Annotated in this window: 22 protein-coding genes; 11 read left to right on the top strand and 11 right to left on the bottom strand. The window is 33.8% G+C overall.

Translation table 11 applies throughout. The annotated features are described in order from the left end of the window. Window positions 1-3: 3 nt before the first annotated feature. Both H6X70_RS15715 and H6X70_RS15710 read left to right on the top strand, forming a co-directional pair. On the top strand, window positions 4-1800 hold the full coding sequence (locus tag H6X70_RS15715) for a YfiR/HmsC family protein (protein ID WP_194768653.1): 1797 nt from the start codon (window positions 4-6) through the stop codon (window positions 1798-1800). Window positions 1801-1888: 88 nt separating this feature from the next. Next, complete coding sequence (locus H6X70_RS15710) at window positions 1889-2320, top strand: TerB family tellurite resistance protein (RefSeq protein WP_194768652.1); 432 nt, start codon at window positions 1889-1891, stop codon at window positions 2318-2320. Between the two features lie 35 nt (window positions 2321-2355). On the opposite strand, the gene H6X70_RS15705 is transcribed toward H6X70_RS15710, so the two are convergent. The 7 genes from H6X70_RS15705 to metG all read right to left on the bottom strand — a co-directional run bounded on the left by H6X70_RS15705 (window position 2356) and on the right by metG (window position 11571). Then, on the bottom strand, window positions 2356-3240 hold the full coding sequence (locus tag H6X70_RS15705) for a DMT family transporter (protein WP_194768651.1): 885 nt from the start codon (window positions 3238-3240) through the stop codon (window positions 2356-2358). A gap of 24 nt (window positions 3241-3264) precedes the next feature. Next, the gene (locus H6X70_RS15700; protein ID WP_194768650.1) at window positions 3265-5382 is read right to left on the bottom strand and encodes a Tex family protein; all 2118 of its coding nucleotides are present in this window, start codon (window positions 5380-5382) and stop codon (window positions 3265-3267) included. Window positions 5383-6000: 618 nt separating this feature from the next. After that, window positions 6001-6519, bottom strand: a complete 519-nt coding sequence (locus tag H6X70_RS15695; protein ID WP_194768649.1) for a ferritin — start codon at window positions 6517-6519, stop codon at window positions 6001-6003. A gap of 167 nt (window positions 6520-6686) precedes the next feature. Continuing rightward, entirely contained in the window at window positions 6687-7388 is a 702-nt protein-coding gene (locus H6X70_RS15690) for an OmpA family protein (RefSeq protein WP_194768648.1), read from the bottom strand. Window positions 7389-7438: 50 nt separating this feature from the next. Beyond that, window positions 7439-7915 (bottom strand): lipocalin family protein, encoded by a 477-nt coding sequence (locus tag H6X70_RS15685; protein ID WP_194768647.1) that lies wholly within the window; start codon window positions 7913-7915, stop codon window positions 7439-7441. A gap of 108 nt (window positions 7916-8023) precedes the next feature. Next, complete coding sequence (locus tag H6X70_RS15680) at window positions 8024-9466, bottom strand: hypothetical protein (protein WP_194768646.1); 1443 nt, start codon at window positions 9464-9466, stop codon at window positions 8024-8026. An 11-nt stretch (window positions 9467-9477) separates the two neighbouring features. Then, window positions 9478-11571, bottom strand: coding sequence for a methionine--tRNA ligase (metG, locus tag H6X70_RS15675; protein WP_194768645.1), 2094 nt, complete (start codon window positions 11569-11571; stop codon window positions 9478-9480). A 114-nt stretch (window positions 11572-11685) separates the two neighbouring features. Between metG and H6X70_RS15670 the strand changes: the two genes are divergently transcribed. From H6X70_RS15670 to H6X70_RS15660, 3 genes are all read left to right on the top strand, one after another. Further along, window positions 11686-12720, top strand: a complete 1035-nt coding sequence (locus H6X70_RS15670; RefSeq protein WP_228530399.1) for an LD-carboxypeptidase — start codon at window positions 11686-11688, stop codon at window positions 12718-12720. Between the two features lie 121 nt (window positions 12721-12841). Further along, window positions 12842-13069 (top strand): hypothetical protein, encoded by a 228-nt coding sequence (locus tag H6X70_RS15665; protein WP_194768643.1) that lies wholly within the window; start codon window positions 12842-12844, stop codon window positions 13067-13069. A 192-nt stretch (window positions 13070-13261) separates the two neighbouring features. After that, window positions 13262-13912, top strand: a complete 651-nt coding sequence (locus tag H6X70_RS15660) for a porin family protein (RefSeq protein ID WP_228530398.1) — start codon at window positions 13262-13264, stop codon at window positions 13910-13912. Between the two features lie 88 nt (window positions 13913-14000). On the opposite strand, the gene hmpA is transcribed toward H6X70_RS15660, so the two are convergent. Together hmpA and H6X70_RS15650 are read right to left on the bottom strand one after the other, a co-directional pair. After that, window positions 14001-15206 (bottom strand): NO-inducible flavohemoprotein, encoded by a 1206-nt coding sequence (gene hmpA, locus H6X70_RS15655; protein WP_194768642.1) that lies wholly within the window; start codon window positions 15204-15206, stop codon window positions 14001-14003. A gap of 217 nt (window positions 15207-15423) precedes the next feature. Further along, window positions 15424-16182, bottom strand: a complete 759-nt coding sequence (locus tag H6X70_RS15650) for a TerB family tellurite resistance protein (RefSeq protein ID WP_194768641.1) — start codon at window positions 16180-16182, stop codon at window positions 15424-15426. 208 nt (window positions 16183-16390) lie between these two features. On the opposite strand from H6X70_RS15650, the gene H6X70_RS15645 reads away from it, so the two are divergent. From H6X70_RS15645 to H6X70_RS15630, 4 genes are all read left to right on the top strand, one after another. Continuing rightward, a complete protein-coding gene (locus H6X70_RS15645; protein WP_194768640.1) occupies window positions 16391-16801 on the top strand; it encodes a BrxA/BrxB family bacilliredoxin in 411 nt (136 codons plus the stop codon). Window positions 16802-16969: 168 nt separating this feature from the next. After that, window positions 16970-17707: a lysophospholipid acyltransferase family protein gene (locus tag H6X70_RS15640; RefSeq protein ID WP_194768639.1), complete on the top strand. Its 738-nt coding sequence runs from the start codon at window positions 16970-16972 to the stop codon at window positions 17705-17707. 11 nt (window positions 17708-17718) lie between these two features. Continuing rightward, window positions 17719-18720, top strand: a complete 1002-nt coding sequence (locus H6X70_RS15635) for an acyl-ACP desaturase (RefSeq protein ID WP_194768638.1) — start codon at window positions 17719-17721, stop codon at window positions 18718-18720. A gap of 326 nt (window positions 18721-19046) precedes the next feature. Beyond that, the gene (locus H6X70_RS15630) at window positions 19047-19703 is read left to right on the top strand and encodes an HD domain-containing protein (RefSeq protein WP_194768637.1); all 657 of its coding nucleotides are present in this window, start codon (window positions 19047-19049) and stop codon (window positions 19701-19703) included. A 2-nt stretch (window positions 19704-19705) separates the two neighbouring features. Here the strand turns inward: H6X70_RS15630 and H6X70_RS15625 are convergent, their stop codons facing one another. Continuing rightward, window positions 19706-20581, bottom strand: coding sequence for an AraC family transcriptional regulator (locus H6X70_RS15625; RefSeq protein ID WP_194768636.1), 876 nt, complete (start codon window positions 20579-20581; stop codon window positions 19706-19708). A gap of 205 nt (window positions 20582-20786) precedes the next feature. Here H6X70_RS15625 and H6X70_RS15620 point away from each other — a divergent pair, with 205 nt between their 5' ends. Further along, window positions 20787-21383 carry a hypothetical protein gene (locus H6X70_RS15620; protein ID WP_194768635.1) on the top strand — a complete coding sequence of 199 codons (597 nt, stop codon included), beginning with the start codon at window positions 20787-20789 and terminating at the stop codon, window positions 21381-21383. A 276-nt stretch (window positions 21384-21659) separates the two neighbouring features. After that, window positions 21660-21932 (top strand): hypothetical protein, encoded by a 273-nt coding sequence (locus H6X70_RS15615; protein ID WP_194768634.1) that lies wholly within the window; start codon window positions 21660-21662, stop codon window positions 21930-21932. Window positions 21933-22084: 152 nt separating this feature from the next. Here H6X70_RS15615 and H6X70_RS15610 read toward each other — a convergent pair. Beyond that, on the bottom strand, window positions 22085-22222 hold a 138-nt coding region (locus H6X70_RS15610), incomplete at its 5' end, for a transposase (protein ID WP_194765898.1).

Raw genomic sequence — 22222 nt, 5'->3', positions numbered from 1 at the left:
CTAATGAGGATTAAAACTTTTAAATACGCCTTACTTATAGTCTTCCTCGCTTGGGCGTTCCAAATAACTGCACAATCGCCTTTAAACGAACAAATAAAACGTGTTAAGCGCGCTATTTTTATATTTAATATCTCGGAGCAAATTCAATATAAAGACACCAACACCAACCCAAATTTTATTATTGGTGTTCTGGGTAAAGACCGTACGATAATCGATTTAAAAAGCTTAGCTCAAAAACGGAAAATTAAAAACAAACCCGTTCTTGTTGTTAGTTTTAACAGCATTAAAGACATTACCGATGTTGATGTAGTTTATGTAAATAGCAACAAAAATTTTGATGTTAATTACATACTGAATAAAATCTCGGGCAATAACACTTTACTCATTACCGAAGATTATCCTTTTAATTCCTCAATGGTTAATATTGTTAATATTGGTGATGATTTTCAGTATGAAATTAATGAAAGCCTACAATTAAGCAACAACATTATACCATCAAACAGCTTAAAAAAAGAAGCCATTTCTTCTATTGAAAAATGGAAACAACTCTTTCAGGATACCGAAAACAAACTTCAAGAAACCACTGAAGAATTAGAAATAGCCAAAGATGATATTAAAAACAAAGAAGCTAATATTACTAATCAGAAGAAAACCATAAAATCAATTAATTCTAAAATTGTAGAACAAAACGATGTTTTAGAAACTCAAAAATCTGAAATTAACGAATTGATATCATTAGCTGAATTTCAAAAAAAGAAATATTCAGAAAAACTCACTATTGAAAAACAATTAGAAGCGCGCATTTTAAAACAAATCGATTCTTTAAATCGAAAGCAAGAACACATCCGTGAAAACAACAAAACCATAGCCTTACAAAACCAAACTTTAAAGCAGCAAGAAGCCGATATTACGGCTAAAACAAATAAAATAAATACGGTTAATAGTAAACTCAATACTCAGAAAACAATTAACTATTTATTGGGCCTTATTATACTTATCTGTTTAATTGCGGCCATTTTACTTTACCGAAATTACACTGCCATTAAGTTTTTAAACAAGGATTTACAAGAAAAAAACAACGATATCTATAATAAATCCTTAGAAATCGCTTCAAAAAACAAAGAGTTAGAGGAATTCGCTTATTTAACCAGTCATGATCTAAAAGAGCCACTAACCACCATTTCTGGTTTAATCGATTTGCTTCAAGACGAATACAAAGACAAACTAGATGAAGATGCTTTAATGAGTATGGCCTTTATTAGCAAATCTAGTAACCGTATGCGAAACTTAATAGATTCGCTTTTAGAATACTCAAGACTTGGAAAAGCCAGCGAAAAGAAAACCATAAACTGCAATACATTAATTGCCGATATTACTGCCGATCTAGACCATGCCATCTACCGAAATAAGGCCACTATTAATTATGCCGATTTACCTACCGTTCGTGCAAGCCAAGTTGAACTTACTGTACTTTTTCAAAATTTAATTAATAACGCTATTAAATTTAAAAAACCAGATGTTTCTCCTATTATAAATATTTCATGCACCACAACAATTCCAGAGCATCAAACACAGGTTTTTTGGCAATTTAAAATTACCGATAACGGCATTGGCATTAAAAATAAACACAAGGATAAAATATTCGCTATTTTCCAGCGCTTACATTCTCGAGAAACTTATGAAGGTACAGGAATAGGTTTAGCATTCTGTAAAAAGATTGTAGAATCGTTAGGCGGACAAATTTGGTTTGAATCAACTATTAATGAAGGAACTTCTTTTTACTTCACCATTCCAAAATAGGTTTCATTTTTGAAACACAAAAAGCACTTCTTTAGATAAAAAAGCATCAAAGTTTAATTATATTTGCTCAAAATTAAACTTAAAAAAGATGTCAATTTCAAACTTATTTGATAACGGATTTAAAAAACGTAACGAAAATCATTTTGCATCTATTGTGCGTGTCGCTATGGACGATGGCATCATAACGCCAGATGAAAAAGCCTTTTTAGATCGATTAGCACGCAATTTAGATATTCACGAAGAAGTATATAATATTATTTTAAAGGATTATAAATCGCACCCTATAAACCCACCATCTTCTTACGATCGCCGCTTAGAGCGCTTATACGATTTGGTAAGAATGGTACACGTCGATCAAATTAAAGGCGACCCAGAACACCGTTTATTAAACAAAATTGGTGTTGGTTTAGGATTTCATGCTGTAAATGTAAAATACATTGTAGATAAAGCCCTAACTTTGGTACAAAACGGTGTAGATTTAGACACGTTTATAGATGAAATTAAAAACATGAATCAATAAGATTCAACTTTCTTATAAAAAAAGACGAATTCAATTTAGGGTTCGTCTTTTTTTATTCTGATTTTTAAAAGCGGCTTTTCATAGAAGGTTACTGCAATACCGCATAACAAAATAATACCACCAATTACCATTTGAAGCGAAATGGCTTCACCAATAAATAACCAAGCCAAAAGTGAGGCCAAAATACCCTGAGCTAACAAACTCACTGAAACCCTAGTGGCTCTCATACTTTTCGTGGCATAACTAATAAGCAACCAAGCCAACAATTGGCAGACAACCGCTTGAACAACTAAGACCAGCCACCCTAAATTGGAAAAACCCGAAAACGGTTCATTCAAAAAATAACTCACAAAAAATAAATATATTGAAGACGCTGATAAGCTTATGGTCATAAACGTAAACACATTCATATCCTTTAAAACGTATTTACTAATCAGCATATAAAAAGCATAAAGAACTCCCGAAAGTACACCAAAACTAAAAGCCAAATCGAAATCTAAGTTCTTGAAAACTGAAAAACCAACAAGCACTATCATACCAAAAACTGCAATTATAGTACCTATCCAAAAATTAACTTTAGGTTTATCTTTCAAAAAGAAAAAGCTCAAAAAACCCACCCAAACAGGCGATAAATTGGTTAATAAAGAAGCTTGAGTAGCGGTAGATTCTTGAATAGCTATATTCCAAACAGCCACATCACTGCCAAAAATCACACCACATAAAGCAGCCAATACCCCTAATTTTAAACTAACAACTTTAAACTGCCTAGTTACCAAAACATAAGGCAGTAGTAATAAAATTGAAAATGCCATACGGTAAAAAGCCGAAACCACACCTGGTGAAAGGCTAAGCTTAACCAAGATTGGAAACACCGATATACACAAAATCCCAACAACCAAAGCTAGTCTTGCTTTATTCATATTAGCCGTAAATTAAAGGAATGCTTATTTATGAAGTTTTAATTGTATACGCTTTCGCGGAACATCAACCTCGAGTACTTTTACAATAATTTGTTCATGTAAGTTTACGTGTTCAGTGACATCTTTTACAAAACTATCCGATAAATTAGACACGTGAATCAAACCACTTTCTTTGATGCCTACATCTACAAAACAACCAAAATTGGTAATATTATTTACAATTCCTGGAAGCAACTGGCCTTCGCGTAAATCGTTAATGGTTTTTATATTTTGATTAAAAGTAAATACTTTGGCTTGCTCTCGAATATCTAAACCTGGCTTTTCAAGTTCTTTAATAATATCTTCAAGCGTAAGCAAACCCACGGTTTCCGTACAGTACTGTTTTAAATTTATTTTTTGAAGTAGTGCTGAATTCCCTATTAAATCCTGAACCGATTTCCCTAAATCTTTCGCCATTTTATTAACGATGGAATAACTTTCCGGATGTACTGAAGAATCATCTAAAGGATTTTTAGCGCCTTTAATTCTTAAAAAAGCAGCACCTTGCTCAAAAGCTTTGCCGCCTAAACGCGGTACTTTTTTAATATCATTTCTAGATGTAAATACCCCATTTTCATTTCTATGGTTAAAAATATTTTCGGCTAATTTAGGTCCAATTCCCGAAACATAACTCAACAGTGATTTGCTCGCCGTATTAATGTTTACACCAACCGCATTCACACAATTTTCAACCACCACATCCAATTGCTTTTGAAGCTTAGCCTGATCGACATCGTGTTGATACTGCCCAACACCAATAGATTTCGCATCAATTTTAACCAATTCGGCTAGAGGATCTTGCAAACGCCTACCAATAGATACCGAACCACGTACCGTAACATCGTAATTTGGGAATTCTTCACGGGCAATTTTAGATGCCGAATAAATACTGGCGCCTGCTTCGCTTACCACAAATACCTGAACATCGTTTTTAAAATGCACTTTTCTAATTAAAGCTTCGGTTTCTCGTGATGCCGTGCCATTACCAATCGCTATGGCTTCAATTTTATAAGCATCGGCTAAAGAACTTATTTTTTTCATAGCTCCCACACTATCACTTTTTGGCGGATGCGGATAGATAGTTTCGTTATATTTTAACTGCCCTTGCGCATCTAAACACACCACTTTACAGCCTGTTCTAAACCCAGGATCGATGCCCATAACACGTTTTTCCCCCAAAGGCGAACCCAATAACAACTGTTTTAAGTTTTTCGCAAAGACGCTAATGGCAGATTCGTCGGCTTTATCTTTAGCAATTTGAAGTGCTTCATTAACTAAGGATGGCAGCAATAAGCGTTTATAACTATCTTTTATAGCCAGTTCAATATGTTCCGCGCAAGCGTTTCTAGAACGTATTACTTTTTGTTCAATTTTATCTAAAGCACGATCATCATCAATCGAAATTTTAACGCGAATAAAACCTTCTTTTTCTGCTCTTAAAATGGCTAAAAAACGATGCGAGGGCATGCGGCTTAAGTTTTCCTCCCAATCGAAATAATCTCTGAATTTTTGAGCATTTTCATCATCGGCTTTGGTTTTTATCACTTTCGTGGAAATCATAGCAAAACGCTCCAACTGATAACGGATGTTATTTCGAATATCACTGCGTTCGTTAATCCATTCGGCAATAATATGTCTCGCACCTTCCAAAGCCTCGTCAACCGAAGTGATGTCGCCTTTTACATATTTAAAAGCTATAGATTCCACATCATTAGCGTTCTGAGACATGATAATCTTTGCTAAGGGCTCTAAACCTTGTTGCCTGGCTTTTTCGGCTTTTGTTTTTCGGCTTTTTTTATAAGGGAGATACAAATCTTCAAGCGCAGTTAAGTCTTGAGTTTGTTCAATTTTTTGTTCTAATTCAGGCGTTAACACCTCTTGTTCTTCCAAAGCTTTTAAAATGGCTTTTTTTCGCTTTTCTAAAGCTTCAAATTGCTCTTTGAATTTTACAATTTCACCAATTTGAACCTCATCTAAATTACCTGTTCGTTCTTTTCGGTAACGTGAAATAAACGGAATGGTACAATCTTCATTTAATAAAGCCACGGTATTTTTAACCGATTGTTCTTGAAGCTGAGTGTGTTGAACTATATAATTTATCATGCTAATGGAATGAACTGAATAAACGCTAAACTAAAGAATTTTATGCTTAAAAAATTGCTTTTTTTAAAACCATTACGTGTTAAAAAAACATATAAAAACCACGATGGTGTTCTGTTAATTTTAAATAAAACCTCTCTTATCGACTCCGCTAGAAGACCGTACTTAGTAAAAATATATTTTAAATTTCAATGCTTAGGCAGTGGAGTCGAGAACAATTAATCTTCTTTAAATTTTCGCTTCTCAACTACGCGCGAAGCTCATTCAAGTAGAAACACAAAAGACCTAAACGTTTTTACACGAATAGGTCTTTTATCTTATATAAAATAGCGTTGTTAATCTATGACACCCTGCTGAAACGGTTTCAGCGAGCCAAAAAACTAGGCTACTTTCTTTATTAAATCGAAACAAGGGCATTTTGAACACCTTTTGTTTTCTCCTTTTTTAAATTTTTCACAGCAGTTACTCTTTACTTTTTTAGGAAGTTCTAATCCTAGTTTTCGTAATTTTTTCTCTGCCTTTTTTTGCTTCTTTTTCTTGCCCACAATAGAATGCTAAAATTCATATTCTCGGCAAATATATATTATTTTAATTAAATCTAAATAAGGTTAAATGTTAAAATTACTGTGGCCCAGGAGTTGCCGCTGTAGTAACGGTTAAATTTTCGATATCACGATCAAATAAATACAAGCCACCTTTATCGTCGCCAATCATATTTATTTTATCAAGAATGGTACGGGCTACGGCCTCTTCTTCTATTTGTTCGGCTACATACCATTGTAAAAAGTTATGCGATGCATAATCTTTCTCTTGTAAACTTATATGCACCAATTCGTTAATGCTTTGCGACACATAAACTTCATGCTCGTATAATTTTTCAAACATTTCTTTAAACGAGGTAAAAGTTACGTTTGGCGCATTTAATTGCGATATTTTAGCGTGGCCACCACGCTCGTTTACAAACTTTACTAATTTTAACATGTGTTCACGCTCTTCATCAGATTGAGCATACATAAAATTAGCAACACCTTCTAAGCCTTTAACCTCTGCCCAACAGGCCATAGCTAAATAAATTTGAGAGGATTCTGCTTCTATTCTTATTTGCGCATTTAGCGCGTCTTCTATAGTTTTTGATAACATAATGCTTCCTTTTTTTGTAAAGTTACAGATTTCTTTATTTAATTTTACATGAGAATTTACTTAATTCCCTTAATTATAATAGGTCTTAATTAAATTATAAATACAAAGAAGTCCACTAAAAAATAGATTTTAGGGGACTTCTTAAAAAGTTATTTAAAGCCTGTTTTTTAATTTCCAGCCTCCTGTTTAGCTTCTTTAATCATCTCGTCATTAGGTACAATAACAATATTTACACGTCTGTTTTTAGCACGACCTTCAGCAGTTCCATTATCTGCGATAGGCTGCTCTTCACCAAACCAGTGCGTTGTTAAACGGCTTGAGCTTATTCCGTTTTGTCTTAAGAAACCTGTTACAGCATTTGCTCTGTTTTTAGACAGTGTCATGTTGTAATTTGCGTCTCCTTGACTATCAGTATGACCAACAACTAATAAATTAGTATCTGGATGATCTTGAAATACACCAACTAATTTATTTAATGTTTCTTGAGATTCTGAATTGATATTGTATTTATTGGTTGCAAAATACACACCACTTCCGTCTTCGAAAGTCACAACAATACCTTGATCAACACGCTCTACTTGCGCACCTGGCACCTCTTGCTCGATTGCTTGTGCTTGCTTATCCATTTTATTTCCAATAACTACTCCGGCTCCACCACCTATGGCAGCACCAATAGCAGCACCTAATTCGCTATTACCATGGCCTACATTGTTTCCAATAATGGCACCTAAAATAGCACCTCCAACTGCACCAATAGCAGCGCCTTTTTGTTTATTATTGGCATTATCAACGGTTTTACAATTTACAAATGATACTAATGCAATGGCAGCTAATACTACCACAGCTGATTTTTTTAAGTATGTTTTCATCTTTTATTTTTTGAGGGTGAAATTTATTTATTTAAGCGTTTAATACGAATTTACATTTTTGAAAAATGCATGCTAATAACAAAAGGTTTATTATCAACAGACACGGTTTGATCCCAAGACATTTCTGTTTCTGAAAATGAAGCAAGATGCAGTCTAAAACCTTGATTGGTAGCCGATTTTCCTTTAGCATCGGTTGGCTTTATAAGAAAATCGTAAAGTCCGGACTGTTCGTCAATTTTATCAATGGTAAAAATAAAATCACGTTTTCCAACACTACAATCTGCACCATTAATGGTATAACTACCTTTATTATTATTGGTTACAAAATTCCAAGTACTGCCTTCAAAGCAAGCTTTACTTTCGTCATTTAGTAATGTGACATTATACTCGCCAGCTTCGCTGTAAGTAATTGAATTTAGCACCCAATCCCCTTTCATTACTTTTTTGGGTTTTACAGGAGCAGCAGTTTTTGTGGTTCCGCAAGCCATAAGGCTTAAAGTGATTAATACTAAAGCTATTTTTTTCATATTATGGTTTTAATTAATTATTCAAAATTACCGATATTATCTTCAAACTCTTTACAAGATAATATTTTTATTTTATATAATTAATAGCTGTTTTAGTTTATAAGGATTTTAAAACTTCACCAATTTATATCTCCCTTCTTTCTGATTTAAATAACCAAAAAGCAATTCGTTATTATGATAAAACACATCTTCGTTAGAACAATATTCCGTCAACGCGCTATAGGCTTTTATTTTTTCAAAAATATTTTCTTCAGTGGCGCCTGGTACATGGTTAAAACCAGCATCTAGTGTGGTTCTAAAATATGTTGATTTTGATGATTCATATCCGCTAAAACTATATGCAACAGGATTTATGGTTATTGCTACACTACCAAGACTAGCAATTGTAACACCTGCCATTCCAGGCATCACCATAGGCGTACTTGTTCTAACCTCTTTAGTTCCGCCAATAGTTAAATGATAAAGCGGCCCTACTTTGTAGGCACTAACACCAATGCCTCCAGAAGAAATTTTACGTAAAAACTTAGAAGTCTCATCAAAGGTTCTGGTCGTTACCCAGGGCACTGCTGTGTTTCCGTCTTGGGTGATAATAGAATTTCTTATGGCTATAGGCGCTTCCTTGTGATAGTAAAACGATTTTAAAACACTATCTGTCATAGATTTCACCCTTAAACTCATTTCTTTGTTTGAACTCGCTATTTGAAATAATTTACCATCTAGAAAATAGGAATTATACCTCTTATAATCGCCTATTTTACCAATAGCATAAGCAAACTCTTTTCTTTGAATATTGAAATCAATTAAACTGATAACAATCATTAAAGTAGATTTTGTTCTCTTATAATCGAAAGTTAAATATAAAGAATCATCATTTCTATAAATTTTAGCATCTTCAGAAACCAATTCAATACTATTTGGCACCGTATTTACTATTTCAAAAACTTGGCTCTCCCCTTTACTGAATAAGTCATCAAAACTAAAATAATCTAAATCACTTAGTCGCTGTGAGCGTTCTAAATCCAAAGCATGAGTTTTGATTACATTTAAATGATATGCATCATCCAATTCGCGAATTATAATTTCGTTATCGGCATTAGAGGATAAGAAATAAATAGTATTCTTGTAATTAATGGCTTTAATTAATGCCTCTCTAGGCAAATCAACCTTAAACTCTTTTACGCTATATTTTTTTGTTGAAAAGTCTACCGTAAAAACACAATATTTATTACGATTACTACTAGAATACACCAAACTGTATTGGTTCCCTACAACTTTAGTTCCTAATACTTTATCGTATTTATTTCGTTTATCTGAATCGAAACTAAAATGTACTTTCTCATTAAAGGAAGCATCAAACAAATACGCTTGAATGGTTTTCTTTTCCTTTACGAAAATAGCCAAATCGTTATTTTCAAGATTTGAAATAGAAAAGGTCTCCTTAGCCAATCTTTTAGATTCCTGTTCACATTCAAAGTCTAAAACAACCTCTTGACTAAAAGCCAATTGAAAACAAGACAGCAAACAAGCTAGAACACAAATAAATTTCTTCATAAACCGAAAAATTAACTAATGGTTAATCCATTAGCCACATTTGCTTCATCTGGATTAACAAAAACCAATTTCCCTTCGGCGTTTTCGGTCATTAAAATCATGCCTTCACTTTCTACACCACGTAAGGCACGAGGAGCTAAATTCACTAAAACCGTCACTTGTTTTCCAACAATATCCTCGGGTTTAAAACTTTCGGCGATTCCAGAAACTATGGTGCGTACATCGATGCCTGTATCTACTTTTAAAACCAATAACTTTTTAGCTTTTGGCATTTTTTCGGCTTCTAAAATGGTGCCTACTCGTAAATCTAGTTTTGTAAAATCATCAAAAGTAATGGTGGCTTTTTGAGGTTCTACTTTTTTATTAGCTACTTCGTTGGCTTTTTTGCTTGCTTCTAATTTATCCAATTGCTTCTGGATGGTTTCATCTTCAATTTTAGAAAAAAGTAATTCGGCTTGTCCTATTTTATGTCCAGCAGGAAGAAGCACTTTTTTAGTAGCTATTTCATTCCATTGTGATGCTTCGACAAGCTCAGCATGACTTTCGCTTTCAATAGAATTAGTCAACTTAAGAATATTTTTAAGTTTCTCGGAAGTAAACGGTAAAAACGGCTCACTTAAAGTGGCTAAAGCCGATGCGATTTGAAGCGCCACATACATGATGGTTTTGGTGCGTTCTTCATCTACTTTTATCACTTTCCAAGGTTCAGCGTCAGCTAAATATTTATTACCCAAACGCGCTAAATTCATTAATTCTTGACCTGCTTCTCTAAAACGGTAACGCTCTATAGAACTTGAAATCACATCTGGATACGCTTTTATAGCAGCTAAAGTTTCTTCATCAACGTCTGTAAAATCGTTTGGACTTGGCACAACACCTTCATAGTACTTATTGGTTAAAACCACGACTCTATTAATGAAGTTTCCGAAAATAGCAACCAATTCGTTATTATTTCTGGCTTGAAAATCTTTCCAAGTAAAATCGTTATCCTTTGTTTCTGGAGCATTTGCCGTTAAAACATAACGCAATACATCTTGCTGACCTGGAAATTCTTCCAAATATTCTGGTAACCAAACTGCCCAGTTTTTAGAGGTTGATAATTTGTTGCCTTCTAAGTTTAAAAACTCGTTAGCAGGCACATTATCTGGCATGATGTAAGATCCTTCAGCTTTAAGCATCGCTGGAAAAATAATACAGTGAAACACGATATTATCTTTTCCTATAAAATGCACCAATTTGGTGTCTTTATCTTTCCAATACGGTTCCCAATCTTTCCCTTCGCGAGCGGCCCATTCTTTAGTTGAAGAAATGTAACCAATAGGGGCATCAAACCAAACGTATAACACTTTACCTTCGCCACCTTCTACAGGCACAGGAATTCCCCAATCTAAATCGCGGGTTACGGCTCTAGGGCGCAAACCATCATCTATCCAAGATTTTACTTGGCCGTAAACATTAGGTTTCCAATCTTTTTTATGTCCTTCAAGAATCCATTCTCTTAAAAAAGCTTCATGTTTATCTAATGGTAAAAACCAGTGTTTAGTTTCTTTTAATGTAGGCGTGTTTCCTGTTAATGCCGATTTCGGATTAATTAAATCGGTAGCATTATGGCTGGTACCACAAGCTTCACATTGGTCGCCATAACTTTCTTCGTTGCCACATTTGGGGCAGGTTCCTACCACAAAACGATCGGCTAAAAACTGATTCGCTTCAGCATCGTATAATTGTTCGGTAGACTCTTCAATAAACTCGCCTTTATCGTATAAGGTTTTGAAAAATTCTGAAGCCGTTTCATGATGAATAGGTGCCGAAGTACGCGAATAATTATCGTAAGTTATTCCGAAATCTTCAAACGATTTTTTTATAATCGCATGGTATTTATCTACAATATCTTGCGGAGAAACCCCTTCGTTTTTCGCCTTAATCGTAATAGGCACACCGTGTTCGTCGCTACCTCCAATAAAAGCAACATCGTTACCCGTTAGGCGTAAATAACGCACATAAATATCGGCGGGCACATAAACGCCTGCTAAATGGCCAATGTGAATTGGGCCGTTGGTGTAAGGTAAAGCGGTGGTGACTGTATAACGTTTTGGTTTATTCATCAATTTAAATATTTTCAGACTGCCCTTTCGCGCAGGTTAACTTCAATTTACGCATGCTTTCGCATTATTTTCAAGCCACAAAAGTAATCATTTAACAAGCCATTTAGAAAAAAAATGTACTTTTACGTTATGTCTAAAAACCTACTAACGATAAGCTTATTATGTGCTATTTTTTTCTTCGGAATAGAAAAAAGTCATGCCCAAAATACAGCTGATAAAAACCAGAATAGCAGTTTGATACAACCACCATATTTAAAAGCAGGCGATACCGTTGCCATTGTGGCGCCTTCCGGAATTTTAAAAAATCGTCAAGGCGAAATTAAAAATGCCCAGGAGCTTTTAAAAAGTTGGGGACTACACAGCGTGGTTGGAAAACATGTGTTTACACAAAACAATCATTTTGCTGGTACTGACGATGAGCGTTGTGAAGATTTTCAAAATGCGCTAGACAACCCAAACATTAAAGCCATTTGGTGTGCCCGCGGCGGTTATGGTGCAGTGCGAATTTTAGACCGATTGGATTGGACGGCCTTTAAAAAAAATCCGAAATGGGTTATTGGGTATTCCGATATTACAGCCCTTCATAGCGATGTTCATAATTTAGGCTATCAATCGCTTCACGCCATGATGTGCACCAGTTTACAAGACGCACCAGAAACTATTAAAGAAACCATTTCAACCTTTAAAGATGCGCTATTTGGCAAGCCCTTGTCTTATACTTTAGAAGCTTCAACCTATAATAAAACAGGAAATGCTTCGGGCGAATTAGTTGGTGGAAATCTTACCATTTTACAAACCATGTTAGGTTCTAAATCGCAAATAGAAACCAAAGGAACAATTCTTTTTATTGAAGAAATTGGCGAATACAAATACCATATTGATCGTTTATTACAAAGTTTAAAACGTGCTGGATATTTTGATCATTGCAACGGGGTTATTGTTGGCGATTTAACCAAAATCAAGAAAAACACAACTCCTTGGGGAACCTCTGCCCAACAACTTATTTTAGATGTTTTAAAAGACTATAATTTTCCTATTGCATTTAATATGCATGCAGGCCACGCGAAAGATAATCGCGCTTTAATTTTTGGACGTCAAGTAGAATTACGAGTTGAAAAAAATAAATCGGAACTTAATTTTTCCAACTAATTGCAATGTTATTTAGTTGAAAACTGCCTACTTAACGATTAAATTTACCCATAAACCATAATATTTACAGGGCTTTTCGAGATGTTTTAAATTTATCCTATAATAATTAAACACTCTCAATATGAAAAATGTAAAACTACTATGCGCATCTTTGATGCTTTTACTTTCAATTTCACTTAGTGCTACTGAATTAAAATTAGACTTAAAAAACCCTGATGTTCGTAAATGCTTGTTAGAAGCTGCTTCAAATCAAGGTTGGTTGTTAGATACAGTTTACCAAGACTCGGAAGGAAATTTGGTTTTCATCCTTACAAAAGGCGAAGAAACTAGAACTTACACAAGTCTATAACCCAATTAATCGCTATCTTTTTAGATAGGAAATTGAAATAAAAAAGCCAACGCACCAAACGAATTGCGTTGGCTTTTTTATGTTTTAAACGTTCATAAAATGAAAATCCTATAAGACTTAAAAAAAATGATGTAATGCAAATACACGCTTCAGGTTTCATCTTTGTCATATCAAATAAAAAACAAAATAGATATGAAAAACCTAGGCAAAATTTCAATAGCCATGTTACTAATTTTTGGAGTAACAGCAACTTCAAACGCTCAAATTAATGATACATCAAAACCACAAATTGGTGTTAAGGGCGGCTTAAACTTTTCCAATTTACACGATAATGATGTCGATGACGATAATATGTTAACCAGTTTTAATGCCGGTTTGTACACAAATTTCCCCATTACAAATATACTCTCCATACAACCCGAGCTATTATATTCTAGAAAAGGCTCCGAATCGGTTTACGATAATGCCATTGCCACCGGAACTGCTAAGTTTAAACTGAATTATCTAGAACTGCCGGTACTATTAAAAATTAATGTAGCTGATAACATTAATATTCATGCGGGACCATACTTTGCGTATTTATTAAACGCCAAAGTGACTAACGAAACAGACAGTGGTGATTTCGATTTTGAAGAAAATTATGATAATGATGATTTCAACAAATTTGATACAGGACTTTCTATAGGTTTAGGCTTCGATTTGGATAGCGTAGGCTTTGGTTTAAGATATAATTACGGATTATCTACCGTAGGTAAAGAAAGAACATTTGCTGGAGAAACATACACCATTCCAGATGGAAAAAACAGTACCATCAATGTGTATCTTGCGGTACCTCTTAATTAAAAACAACAAATTTGGCTGTCTGAAAAGTATAGTTACATTTAATTTGTAACTATACTTTTCAGACAGCTTTATTTTAGGTTTCTCCTGTTTATGATTTACCGACACTCAATTCTTCAAACGGACCAAAAAATTCAAAATTAATATTTTCATTTTTCACACCTAAGTCATCTAAAATAGACAGAATATTAGCCATAAATGGTTTAGGTCCACAGAAATAAAAATCACTATTTCTAGAAATACCTAAATCGCTTAATATTTCAGACCTGAAATACCCCTTATAATCATAATTTACTCCAAGAACATCTGAAGCTAAAGGTAAATCAAACACTTTTACAAATTTTGATTTATCGCTAATTTGGTCATTAATTTCAGCATCGAAAGCCTGATAATCACTATTCAATGCACATTGAATAAAAGTGATATTCTCATGGCGTTTAGTGGCTGCTTTAAGCATACTCAACAAAGGGGTAATGCCTACTCCTCCGCTAATAAAAACAATAGGGTTTTTGGTAGGTTTTAAAACAAATTCTCCTGAAGGCATTCCTAAATTTAAAACAGAACCGACTTCAATATTAGAATGGATATAATTAGAAACCGTTCCATTTGGATCTCCTTCTTCTCTTTTAACACTTATTCTTAGATAATCTTTATCATTAGAATCGGATAAGCTATAATTTCTTGTATGTTTATGCGCAGTCCCAGGGATTTCAATAGTAATGGCAATGTACTGACCGGAAATAAATTTTGGAATGGGTTCGCCATCTTTTCTTTTTAAATAAAACGAGGTGATATTACAGCTTTCATTTATTTTTTGGGTTACTACAAATTCTTTCATACCTCTAAAGCCACCTATACTTTCTTCCCTACTACTGTATAACTCTTCTTCTCTAGTTACAAATATAACCGCCAAATCGCCATAAGCTTCAGCCCAGGCATCGATAATTTCAGGAGTAGCTGCATCACCTAATACTTTTTTTATGGCGATAAGTAGATTTTCTCCAACAATTGGATAGGCTTCCTTTGGAATGGATAAACTTGCATGTTTCTGCGCTATAAGTTCTACGGCATCACCAAGCATTTCTAATTTTTCAATATGAACTGCATACTGAAACACAGCATTGGCAAGAGCCCTTTGTTGCGTGCCTTTTTTTTGATTTACCATGTTAAAAACATTTTTTAACTCGGGATGTTTATCAAATAAAATCTCATAAAACACTTTAGTAATTGCTTCTCCATGTACTTGTAGTACAGGCGCAGTCGACTTCACGATTTCTATTGTTTTTTTACTTGCCATAATTAATAATTTTATTGTTTTTATTAAGTTGTAGTCCTGCTACTAAAGATAGTAATAAAAACACTACAAAACAATAATTATAGCTAATATGGGCTTAAAAACAAAAAGTTATACATCTGAAAATAAGACACATACCACGCATCGCTTAGAAGTACAGAAGTAAAATGAAGTAATTACACTAGCTTGTTTAAGCATAAAAAGTAACCTAAAAACTTAATTAAAACCCGCGTTCTTTCTGAATTTGCTCGTAAGCAGCTTGCACTTGTCTGAACTTCTCTTCAGCGCCTTTACGATGCGCAGGCCCTAAATGAATCACTTTATCGGGGTGGTATTTTTTTGCCATTTTACGGTAGGCTTTTTTTATGTCTTCTACCGCTGCATTTTTTTCGATTTCTAAAACCTTATATGCTGCATCGCTACTACTATAAAACATAGCTTTAATACTTTCGTAGTCTCTTGCCGAAATTCCTAAATAGCCTGCAATGGTGTAAATTTTATCAACCTCATCTTGAGTTACGAAGCCATCGGCTTTAGCTATTCCGAATAAAAAATGAAGCAGTTGCAAACGCGAAGCATGATCCATCATTTGTCTAATTTGTAAGCAAACCGGACGAATAGAAACCTGTTGTTTGTTTATATTTTTAAAAAGTTTAAAAGCATGATTGGCGCGTTCTTTTCCGTACATACCTACAAATTGCTGACGCACAAAATCTAACTCGCGCTGATCCAGTTTGCCATTAGCCTTTATAATTGAAGAAGCCAATATAAGTAAGCTCACTTCAAAATCGCCGGATTGCGTTTGCGGATGCTGCCTTGTTCTACCCTGATAAGTAGTTTCTTGTTCACCAAAAAAGGGGCTATTTCCGTTTTTTGAAAATGAATCTATTAAACTCCCAATCGCCAATCCTATTATTGCTCCAATTGGACCACCTAAAGACCATCCTATCGCACCACCAATCCATTTTGAAAAACTCATGTAAGTATTTATTTTAAATAGCGTCAAACTTTAATCATACAGGCTTCATAATACTGAAACCCATCATTTTAATCCTTTTACGCGCATTATTTTAGTAAAACATCATTTAAGCGTGTAAATATAATATTTGTTAGTTGATTGCTTTATAGAATTGTTACACAATTGGTATCTTTGCAATCAAAATTGTTAATTAATAAAATTTAAAAATATGTATCCAGCAGAATTAGTAAAACCAATGCGCGAAGATTTAACCAAAGTTGGTTTTGAAGAATTACATACATCACAAGAGGTTGATTCAGCTTTAGCTAAATCAGGAACAACTTTAGTGGTTGTAAATTCAGTTTGTGGTTGTGCCGCTGCCAATGCACGTCCAGGTGCTAGAATGAGTTTAGACAACGCTAAAAAACCAGATCATATCGTAACTGTTTTTGCAGGAGTAGACAAAGAAGCTGTTGATGCAGCACGTGCTCATATGGTACCGTTTCCTCCAAGTTCTCCTTGTATGGCCTTATTTAAAGATGGCGAATTGGTTCACATGTTAGAGCGTCATCACATTGAAGGGCGTCCTGCAGAACTTATTGCAGACAACTTAAAAGATGCTTATAACGAGAATTGCTAAAAATTGCTAAAGAAAAGCAATCACTTTTAGTGAGACTTTTTAAACACAACAATATCAAAGAGGCTTGAACAGGCCTCTTTTGTTGTTTAAAAGCCTGCTGTGTAAGGCTTGAAAAAATAACAAGCGCATCAAGAAACAGGGAAACCAAGATTTACTTATTTTTGGAGCATGGAAAAAATATTATCATACCCTCTAACGGTAATTTATCTACTGTTTTTCTTTATAACGCTTGTTATATTTCATGGTATACAATGGTTTTGTTTTAATATATTTGGTTATCAGGCACATAAAAAAAGTGTCGATGCCTTACAATTTTGCCTAATGCGTTGTGGCAATATTTTAGGCACACGCTATACCTTTACCAATCCTTATACGATAGACACCAACCAACCGCTAATTATTGTAGCCAACCACCAAAGTTTACACGACATTTACCCCATTACCTGGTACATGCGTAAACACCACCCTAAATTTATTAGTAAAATTGAATTGGGTAAAGGCATCCCCAGCGTATCATATAATTTACGTCATGGCGGTGCAGCATTAATCGACAGAAAAAATCCTAGGCAATCCATTCCTGAATTAATAAGATTTGGCGACTATATAGAAAACACCAAACGTGCGGCTGTAATTTTCCCCGAAGGTACTCGTAGTAAAAATGGGGTGCCAAAACCGTTTCAAACAAAAGGTTTGGATATTCTATTTAAAAAAATTCCTTCAGCCGTTGTAGTGCCTATCACCATAAATAATTCATGGAAAATGTTAAAATATGGCAAATTCCCAATGGGTTTGGGCACTCATATCACTTTTACTGTGCATAAGCCTTTAAAAGTTAGTACCTTTGTAGATAAACAAGAGCTAATACATAGTATTGAAACTACTATTACAAACAGTATCGAACCATAACATTACAACACATGTCATTGAAAAATAAAAGATTAGAAGTCATGAAGTTTTTGGAAAAAGACGTTGACGCCCTAATGGAAAAATATTTAATTCCAATTGACTCCATTTGGCAACCAACCGACTTTTTACCGAATTCTGAAACTACCGATGAAAAATTTTTCGAAGAGGTTAAAGAAATTAGAGAGCTTGCTAAAGAATTGCCTTATGACTTTTGGGTAGTTTTAGTTGGAGACATGATTACCGAAGAAGCTTTACCAACCTATGAATCATGGTTGATGGATGTTGAAGGTGTAGATCAAATGGACGGGAAAGAAAATGGTTGGGCCAAATGGGTACGCCAATGGACTGCAGAAGAGAACCGACATGGCGATGTGCTTAATAAATACCTTTACCTTTCTGGAAGGGTAAATATGAAAGAAATTGAAAAAACCACACAGCATTTAATTGCCGATGGTTTTGATATTGGAACCGATAGAGATCCTTATAAAAACTTTGTTTACACGAGTTTTCAAGAATTAGCAACCTATATTTCGCATAATCGCGTTGCTAAAATAGCGAAAGATGTGGGCAACAAACGTTTGTCTAAAATGTGTAAAATTATATCTGGTGATGAAATGCGCCACCACCATGCCTATTCCGATTTTGTAGATCGTATTTTTAAAGTTGATCCTAGTCAAATGATGATGGCTTTTCATTACATGATGAAACAAAAAATTACCATGCCTGCACATTTTTTAAGAGAATCGGGTGGTAAAATAAGTTCTGCTTTCGAAGAGTTTTCTAATACCGCACAACGTATTGGTGTTTACACGGCTACAGATTATGTAGATATCCTTCAAAAATTAATAGACCGTTGGGAAATTGATAAAATTACAGGATTAAATGATGAAGCTGAAAAAGCTAGAGATTATTTAATGAAACTTCCTGCGAGAATGTATCGTTTATCAGACCGTATGAAAGTGCCGGAAAACTCATTCCAATTTAAGTGGGTTGAACCAGCGATTATTAAATAGATTGTTGATGTGTTAAATCGTTGAATTGTAGATTCGTTTAACTGAAAACATTTCAATGCTAAAAAAAGTTCTCGATACAATTTTCTATCGAAAATCACTCGAAGCGACATTCATTTGTAACGAAATAATATTACACAGGAATAAAAAAACATAAATCCATTCCTTTCAGTTTAACTGGAAGGAATTTTTTCATTTAAAACAAAAGCTTCAAAAATAGTTTCGTAAAATCAAATCTTGATTCTTGTCTCTTAACTCTTGAATCCTGATTCAGGACTTCAAAAATCAGAGTAATACTTTTCAGCTTTAAACCCCTAATAATTTAAACCATGCACACTTCCGAAGTCATAATTAATAAAACCATAACCTTTGTAAAAACGACTTTAGCTAATGCCGAAGGTGGCCACGATTGGTTTCATATAGAACGTGTTTATAAAAATGCTTTACTCATTTCAAAATCTGAAAAAGCAGACAGCTTTATAATTGCCTTAGGCGCATTACTTCATGATATTGCAGATAGCAAATTTTATAATGGCGATGAAACTGTTGGTCCTAAAAAAGCAAAAGCCTTTCTTTCGGAATTAAAGGTAGACGATGCTGTTATAAACCATGTGGTAAATATTATTAAGCACATTTCGTTTAAAGGTGGTAATGAAGCCCAAACATTTAAATCGCCCGAATTAGATGTTGTGCAAGATGCCGACCGCCTAGATGCTATAGGCGCTATAGGCATTGCCCGCTGTTTTAATTATGGTGGTTTTAAAAACAGAGCGCTTTACAATCCTGAAATTAAGCCCGACCTTAATATGAGTAAAGAAGCTTATAAAAAATCGGATGCACCAAGCATTAATCATTTTTACGAAAAGTTACTGCTTTTAAAAGACCGGATGAACACCGAAACAGGCAAAAAAATTGCCCTAGAACGCCACAACTATATGTTAGGCTTTCTAGAGCAGTTTTATAATGAATGGGAAGGCATTAAATAAGATTAACTAATAATCTTTTTAATTTCCTTGCGGTAATTAGAGGCACTTTTTCCTGTGATGTCGTTAAAGGTTTTATTAAAATGCGAGAAATTATTAAAACCACACTCAAAACAAACATCGGCAATACTCATATCTAATTCTTCAGATAGCAGTTTTGTAGCATGTACCACACGGTATTCATTTACAATTTGGGTAAATGTTTTTCCTGTGGCCTTTTTAAAATATCTGCAAAAAGCAGGCACGGTCATACTTACTTTATCGGCAATTTCATCTAAAGCGATGTGATGTGTGAAGTTTTTATTCACATATTTAAAGATCACACCAATTTTAGCACTGTCTTGCGCTTCGGCTTCAAAAGCCAAACCATCGGCATTTAATAAGTTATAATCATCAGTCTGTGCTAGATAATCAATTATTTCTAAAAGTTTTAAAACACGTTTAAAACCAGTTAGCTCGTATAACTCTTCAATTTTGGGTCCAACCGCAAGTTTAGTTTCAACTTTAAAACGAATGCCTTTTTTAGCGCGTTCAAATAAAGCGGCAATATTAGCCGTTTCTGGAACACTTAAAAAATCGTCTCCTAAAAAATTGGACTTAAACTGTATGGTGGTTTCTGTTCCGTTAGCGGTTAAACGGTCTGTAAAACCATTATGTGGTAAATTAGAACCTATTAAAATTAACTGACTATTGTTAAAATATGACAGATGGCTTCCAATATGGGTTTTCCCTTGTCCTTGATTAATATATATAAGTTCTAATTCTGGATGAAAATGCCAGAAGGCATCGTTCTTATCTACCTGTTCTACATGCTGTTTAACCAAAATAGAGCTTCCAAAACTGGGGCTTAATTTCTTTAATGTGGGTTTCTTAGCAATCATATATCCGGTCTTTTATTAGCAAAATTAACACATATTATGCATACATTGTATATTTTATTACCTCAAATATATGTTAAATTAACTTCACAGTTAGTTAACATTTCGTTAACAGATAAAATAGCATAGAAATAAGCCAAAATTGATGTTTTTCAACGTTTACATCTCACATATCTTTGTACCGTTGAACGTTAGTAACGGCTCATTTATGAAAAACGTAATAACAATAGCAAAAAAAGGAATCTTAGCAGGAGCATTATTAGTTTCGGTTTTAGGATTTGCAAAAGATGCTAAAGTAAGCGTTAAGAAGGATGCCAAAGTAACATCGATAACCCTAGAAAACGTAAAACAAGGGGATTTAATATCGATTAAAGATACTAACGGTATCGTTCTTTTAAAAAAATTAGTAGCATCTGCTGGAACTTATCAAAAAGGATTTGATTTAACAGGTTTACCAATTGGGAATTACTTTTTTGAAGTTGATAAAGATTTAGAAGTTCAAACCATTCCTTTTAAAATTAACATGATTAATGTTGAATTTAATAAGTCTGGAGAAACAACAAATTACAAGCCGCATACAAAGCAGGAAGGTGATTATGTTTATCTAACAAAATTCTGCCCAAATCATGAAGCTACAATAATTAGCATTTATGGTGAAATTACTGAAGGTGATTACAAATTAATCCATTCAGAAAAAATTGAAAACACTCAAAAAATCGAGAAAGTTTTCAAATTAAATAAAGGAAATTATAAAATAAAAATACACTCTAATAATAAGGAGTACACGAAATTCATTAATAATTAGTTTTAATGTCTTATTTAGTTTAGTTTAGTTGGTAAAGTGGGCTGTGGTGGCCCACTTTTTTTTGTTTAAAAAACGAGTAGCTCAACCATTCTTCATTAAAAAGTATCTCCTACACTTTTTAAAATTCTTCCTAAACCTAGCACTTCAATTATATGTTAAATTAATTTAACTTTAACGTAACAATAAAATAACAGTTAATATTCCATATAAAGTAGTTAATATCAATGTTTTAAAATCCGTATTAAGAAGGTAAATTTGAGAAAGTAAATTGCTATTATGGAAAATATACTAAACCTCTCAAAAAAAGTATGCTTAATATTAACGCTGTTTATAACACTATCTGGTCATGCTAAAAAAGCATCCTTTTACAATGTTAGAACTGGTGTAGAAAAAAAGATTTCAAAATTAAGAACTCTTAAACGAGAACAAGCATCAGTTCAAAAAAAACCGAACACTATTGTTTTATATAATTTTAAAAACTTAGAAAGAAGCATCCATAAAATGGTTCTTTATTCTGATAAAAGAAAATCCTTAATCCATAAATATTAATCCCTACACTTTCTTATTTCATTAAGTTTAAAAAGCTGGACTTTAAAAAAGCCCAGCTTTTTTATTTTTAAATCGATAATAGTATGGCTTGGTTAAAAAATGGTTTCAACCGAAAACTTTGGATCAAGAGCAAAAGTTGTGGGATTTTAGAATTAAGCAAAAATAGTAGTTAATCTATAGAGGAAGAATTTTACGTTTCTCACGCCTCTGAACTGCGTTCTAAAAGCTTTAATTTTGGCATTAAAGGATTCTGCAGAAGCATTTGTACTTCTATTAATAAAATAGTTTAG

Origin of the sequence: Tamlana sp. I1, assembly GCF_015355625.1 — a bacterium.
GTDB lineage: Bacteria > Bacteroidota > Bacteroidia > Flavobacteriales > Flavobacteriaceae > Pseudotamlana.
The sequence above is the reverse complement of the archived record's forward strand: the minus strand, read 5'-3'. Positions and strand labels throughout refer to the sequence as shown.